We start from the raw sequence: 629 nt of genomic DNA, 5'->3' as shown, positions 1-629 counted from the left end.
CGATCGCCAGCAGCAGCTCCTGCGACGGCTCAACTCCTTCCGCGGGCTGGAGCGCTGGCGGGATGCGGTGGTGGAGCGCAACGCGCTCCGCAACGGCGCGTACGGCTGCCCCCTTGGCTCCCTGGCCGGCGAACTGGCCGATCAGGACGAAGTGGCCCGGAAGGCCATCGCCCGCCACTTCGCCACCTGGGAGGAGCTCCTTGAGGCCGGACTGGTGCGGATGAAGGACTCGGGAGTCCTGCGCGCTGATGCGGACGCCAAAGAGCTCGCCACCGGTCTCATGGCAGCTCTTCAGGGCGGGTACCTCCTCGCGCAGACCGCTCAGGACGTCACACCCATGAGGATCGCCCTCGACATGGCGATCGCCCATGTCAGGGCCTATGCCGTGCCCGCTGAAGGCGACGATGCGGATACGTCTGAAGGGTGAGTGCAGTCCCTTCATCTGCTGGACTTTGCCGTCCTCCCGGCGGGGGTCCGGGACGTGACGGCATCGGCGAACCCGTTCGTCCGCATGTCTCATCTTTCACAGGCGCATCAGCCGTCACCGAAACGCGTCGGCCCTCTGCGCGAAAGACGCACAGCTTCGACAAGTAGAGGACTATTTAGTCCTGAAAATTGGTCGAACCTGG

The 629-nt window shown here is 65.5% G+C and carries 1 protein-coding gene; it reads left to right on the top strand.

The window, feature by feature from the left end; translation table 11 throughout:
• A partial coding sequence (locus MQN93_RS43725; protein WP_242713922.1) for an LmrA/YxaF family transcription factor occupies positions 1-427 on the top strand: 427 nt, incomplete at its 5' end.
• Positions 428-629 lie beyond the last annotated feature (202 nt).

Origin of the sequence: Streptomyces spinosisporus (assembly GCF_022698145.1) — a bacterium.
Taxonomy (GTDB): Bacteria; Actinomycetota; Actinomycetes; order Streptomycetales; family Streptomycetaceae; genus Streptomyces; species Streptomyces spinosisporus.
The sequence above is the reverse complement of the archived record's forward strand: the minus strand, read 5'-3'. Positions and strand labels throughout refer to the sequence as shown.